This window comes from Longimonas sp. (genome assembly GCF_040409695.1).
Lineage (GTDB): Bacteria > Bacteroidota > Rhodothermia > Rhodothermales > Salinibacteraceae > Longimonas.
Window position 1 is genome coordinate 1 of sequence record NZ_JARWGJ010000172.1, and the last position, 5,113, is coordinate 5,113.

General features: G+C 62.0%; 3 protein-coding genes. All 3 read right to left on the reverse strand.

Annotated features, from left to right (window positions below):
• Positions 1–132: 132 nt before the first annotated feature.
• From PPP56_RS10530 to PPP56_RS10540, 3 genes are read right to left on the reverse strand one after another with little or no spacing between them, the layout of a single operon-like run.
• Entirely contained in the window at positions 133–1,419 is a 1,287-nt protein-coding gene (locus PPP56_RS10530) for a bifunctional folylpolyglutamate synthase/dihydrofolate synthase (protein ID WP_353564004.1), read from the reverse strand.
• Positions 1,416–1,883 carry a tRNA (adenosine(37)-N6)-threonylcarbamoyltransferase complex ATPase subunit type 1 TsaE gene (gene tsaE / locus PPP56_RS10535; protein ID WP_353564005.1) on the reverse strand — a complete coding sequence of 156 codons (468 nt, stop codon included), beginning with the start codon at positions 1,881–1,883 and terminating at the stop codon, positions 1,416–1,418. The genes PPP56_RS10530 and tsaE overlap by 4 nt, the downstream gene beginning before the upstream one ends.
• Before the next feature lie 16 nt (positions 1,884–1,899).
• A complete protein-coding gene (locus PPP56_RS10540; protein ID WP_353564006.1) occupies positions 1,900–4,494 on the reverse strand; it encodes a bifunctional aspartate kinase/diaminopimelate decarboxylase in 2,595 nt (864 codons plus the stop codon).
• Between the last annotated feature and the right edge of the window lie 619 nt (positions 4,495–5,113).

A 5,113-nucleotide genomic window follows, 5' to 3' on the forward strand; every position in this document is an offset into this window, starting at 1 on the left:
CCATACCCTTTACGTTGCATATGCCTCTACAAGGTAGGCCTAACATAAGATGCGAAAAGAGAAGATGAAAGGAAGTGGCAGTCGGAAAAAGCGCTTTCGTCACAAAATGTTCTTTTTTTAGCTCCGTGATTGCTATGCGGGGCGGATGCGTGCAGGTAGTCCCGCAATGGTATAATGAGAGCCCACTATGAAGAGCATGTCTTCGGGGGAAGCCCCTCGTTCAAACGCAGCAATATGGTCAGCGAGAGAGGCCGGAGGCTGGGCAGGCCACCCGTAGTCTGCGAGGGCATGCGCCAGGTGGCCGCCGGGCAGCGCACGGTCGGTGTCGACCTCAACGGGCCATACGGCATCCACCCGGTGCGACTTGAGCACATCGAGCAGCTCGCCGAGTGGTTTATCTTGCATCACGCCGAGCGCAACGATGCATCGGCCCGGACACGAGGGAAGCGATGCGCAGGCGGCTTCGAGACCGGCTGGGTTGTGAGCTACGTCGATCCAAATAGGGGGATGCGTGCCGAGACGCTCCATACGACCATGCAAGCCCGCATAGGCACGCACAGCGCTCAGTCCGCGGGCAACGGCATCTGAGGTGAGGCGGACGTGCGGATGAAGCTCAAGCGCACGCACAGCGCAGGCTGCATTCTCTTTTTGATGAGCCCCTGTGAGATCAAGATCCAGGTTTGTATAGCAAGCACGGGGCGTAATGAGCGTGTCGCCAGAGGAAGGTTGCACGTCGTGCCAGCGCGTCGTGCGTGCGGTCGGGTGCAGTTGAGCGTGCTGCGCGCGAACGAGCTCTTGTATGGCCGCTTCGGCTTCGCTCGGCAGGGGCCCGATAACGACGGGCTGATCCGGCCGGATGATGCCCCCTTTTTCACGGGCAATCGCGGCGTGCGTATCCCCTAATAACGCGGTGTGCTCCAACGCAATCGATGTAATTATGGCCACCTCGGCGTGTACGATATTGGTGGCATCGAGGCGGCCGCCGAGTCCCACCTCTACGACAGCGAGGTCGACATTTTCGCGGGCAAAGTACTGCAGGCTGAGGGCTACGGTGGCTTCGAAGAAGCTGGGCGCGATGCGTTCGAACGCAGGCTGTGCATCCGAAACCATGCTGCGGAGCGTGTCTTCAGGAACCGGGGCGCCGTCGATGCGCATGCGTTCGGTAACCGACCACAGGTGGGGCGACGTGTGCAGACCGACCCGGTGGCCAGCAGCTTGCGCGATGGCGGCGCTCATGGCCGCGGTGGAGCCTTTGCCGTTGGTGCCGGCAATATGAAGCGTAGGGAGGCTGTCGACCGGAATGGTTAGCGCTTCGATGAGCGCATGCATCCGGTCGAGGCCGGGCTTGTAGCTGCTGTCATCGGTGCCCGCGTATCGGGGCAGCGCATGCAGCATGTCGAGAGGGTCGGTAGCAGTCATGGCTCGTTCAGGCGCGTGATGCGGCGTGTGGTACGGCTCTCGTGCGCCAGCGAGAGGTGAATCGCGCTATCGGGGAGCAGGTCGCCCATGCGGCTGGGCCACTCGACGCAACAGACCCCGTCGCCGTACAGGTAGGTGTCGTATCCCAGTTCGTACAGCTCGGCAGGGTCGTTGAGCCGATAGGCATCGATATGGTACAGGGGGAGGCGCCCCCCCTCGTGCGTATGCACCAGCGTAAACGTGGGACTGCGAATGGTAGCCGGGTCGTACCCCAGTCCGGCCCCGATGCCTTTCACCAGATGTGTTTTGCCAGCGCCCAGGTCGCCGTGCAGTGCAAACACATCGCCAGCGTTGGCACGGTTGGCGAGCTGCTCTCCCAGCGCATGGGTGGCCTCGGGCGAGGCGCTCTGCAGGGGAAGCAGATCGGACCAGCGGTTGGTGGTTGCAGCGGGCTTGTCTGTCATACGGGCTTATCCATAATCAGGCGGGATCGATCAGGTGTTCGTTAGGTCGCGAGCGCAGGTTGTAGGTGTTTGACATGGCCGCGCCGTAGGCACCAGTTGTTGCAATGAGTACCACGTCGCCCGGTTCGGTAGGGGGCAGCCGGCGGCTGTATCCGAGCACGTCGCCGCTCTCGCAGATCGGGCCGACCACGTTAACGGTTTCTGCCTTGGGCCGGTCGAGCTTTGTCAGGTTTACGATCTCATGGTAGGCCCCATAGAGCGCCGGACGCATGAGCGTGTGCATGCCGGCGTCGAGTCCGACGTACGTGACGTCGCCCTTCTGCTTGGTCTGCGTGACGCGTGCAACGAGCGCGCCGGCTTCGGCTGCGAGAAAGCGGCCGGGCTCCATCCACAGGGCGTATTGGGGATGCGATTGTTTGAAGGCCAGGAGCCGCTCATCGAGCGCGTCGAGGGGGAGGCGGTCGCCGTTGGGGCGCTCCGGGACGCCCAGTCCGCCCCCTACGTTGATGACCTCCACGTCGGGGAAGTCGGCAGCCAGCGAGCCCAGAAACGCGGCGATCTCAGCCCAGGGTTCAGCGCGGGTGATGCCGCTCCCGACGTGCACGTGCAGCCCCTGGATGCGAACGTTGTGCTCGTTGGCGAGGGCACGGGCGTGCGGCAGCTCATCGGGTACGATTCCAAACTTCGACTGCGCGCCGGCTGTGCGCACGTGCCGATGGTGGCCGTGGCCGCGTCCGGGGTCGATGCGCAGGAAGAGCGTCGTATCCGCAAACACCTCAGGGTGTGCTTCAAGCGGCTGCACGTTATCGAGCGTGACGCGTACGCCGCGCTCGAAGGCGTGGCGGTACTCGCTGAGTGCGGCAAAGTTGGGCTGGAAGAGCACGCGCTGCGGGTCTACGTCGGGGACGGCCTCAAAGACGCGCTCGACCTCACCGGGCGAAACGCACTCGAAGCCCAGTCCTTCGCGGTAGAGACAGCGCAGCACATCGGGGTGCGGGTTGGCCTTTACGGCGTAATACGGCTGGTCGACGGCATCCAGCTTCATAAGCTGCTGCGCCCGGGTGCGTAGCGTGGGAGCGTGGTAGACGTATCCGGGTGTTTCGGTGGTGTCGGCAATGTGCAGCAGCGCGTCGCGTTCAGACTGCCACCATAGCGGGGTGGCCTGCGCATCGGGCTCATTGGTGTCGAAGAGCTCGGCCCACGACGGCCCGAAGAGCTCGTCGGCAGGGCGGGCGCTAAAGCGCTCGGCGTGGAGTTCGCGCACCAGACGGGGGGCCTGTTCCGCATCCACGACAAAGCTGAAGTTAAGGTCGCTTGCCGCCTGCGATACGAGGTAGATGTTCTGTTCGTCGAATACTTCAAGAGCTGGCCCGAGATCGCTGAGCAGCGCCCGGATGTGCCGTCCTACAAGACTGACGACCGCGCAGGGTCCGATGACCCGTGCGTTGCAGAAGGCGTTCAGGTCGCGCAGGACCTGGTCGATGGTGTCGGGTTCGAGGGCATTGGCTACGGGGTCGAGCGTAACGGTGACGTTCGCTTCAGACGTGGCGACCATGTCGATGGAGACGCCGTTGTGCTTAAAGACGCTGAACACATCGGCGAGAAACCCGACCTGCTGCCACATCCCGAGCGTCTCCATAGAGATAGCCGTCACGTTGCTCTTGGCCGAGATGGCTTTCACCTGCGGCCCATAGTCGGGCACATCGTCGCGTATGACGGTGCCCTGCATATCGGGAGCATCGGTGCAGCACACATGCAAGGGAATCTGGTGCGTGCGCACCGGATCGATGCAGCGTGGGTGCAGCACCGATGCTCCCATTGTGGCGAGCTCTTGCGCCTCGTTGTACGTAAGCTGCTTCAGCAGGCGTGCCGACGGGATGTCGCGCGGGTTTGCCGTGAAAAGCCCTGGCACGTCCGTCCATATCTCAAGGCGTTCGGCTTCGAGCTTAGCGGCGAAGTAGGCAGCTGAGGTGTCGGATCCGCCCCGCCCGAGCAGTACGGTCTCGCCGATCTCGTTGCCGGCGATGAAGCCCTGGGTGAGTACGGCTGTGCTCTCGGCGTCGTGCAGATGGTCTTGCAGGATGGGGTCGGGGTAGAACCCGCAGGTGGCCGACAGGTAACGGCGGGCGGGGTTGAGATGGGCTTTGCGCTCAGAGCGCAAGACCTCGCGTGCATCCACCCAGCGCGTGCTGATGCCCCGTGCGTTCAAGAAGGCGGCTCCGAGTCGGGTCGAGAGCAGCTCCCCCTGCGCCATGAGCGCTGCCTGCTGACGCGGAGATGGGGTTCGGTCGGGCAGTTCATGTACGAGCCCCTCGACGCGCGTGAGGGCTTCATCCAGGGCTGTCGTGTCTACACCCAGGTCACGGGCCAGCTCAAGGTGCTGTTTACGAATCGCGCTGAGGTGCTCGGTGCGTTCGGCCGGTGTGGAGGTATGCAGAATCGCATCAAGACGGTCGGAGATGCCGCTGAGGGCGCTGCAGACCAGCATAGGACGGGCGCCCTGCTCTATATGCTGTTCAGTGAGTGCGGCGATGGTCTCCCAGCGCGCGCGGGTCGACACGCTGGTGCCACCAAACTTACAGACGACCCAGGAGGATTCGGAACCGGACATACATCGAAAAAGGATTGTGCACGATACAATACAGCTGCCGACACGTACCGTTAGGCTGCCGTTGGGTTCGTTGGCATCAGCATCATTGCTGATTCCGTATCATTGCGCAGCCGAGCCATCTCATCGGGGTGTGGCATCTCCAGACAGACAGGAGGCCCTTCCTAATTTGGGGGAGATCTTTATTCACTGCGTTCATCAGTCGCTACGCTCGTGTCAGACTCCGCGTCTCCTTGGCGGAGCCGCTGCGCTCAAGATGACAATGCATGAACGGAGCAGTGCATGCCCAAAACAGACGTGTGACGATACTTGGGTAGATGGATGTTTTCTGAAGGACAATCACTTGTCATCGAGTCGCTACCTATACATCTATTGCACCATCATACATCTACACGTCAATGCAGCCTGCGGAGATGATGTATCGGGAGGACGTATGGAGATGGGATACGGAGATAAGTGGATTCACAAAAGAACCTTTGATTATGTCATTGCGAGGAGCGCCAGCGACGTGGCAATCTTGTGCCTTCCAAGTAGGGTAAACCGCTCTAACTGGCGCATGAGATCGCCGCGTCGGTCGCACGCTCCCTCCTCGCGATGACAAGGTGTAAACGTACTTTTGCTG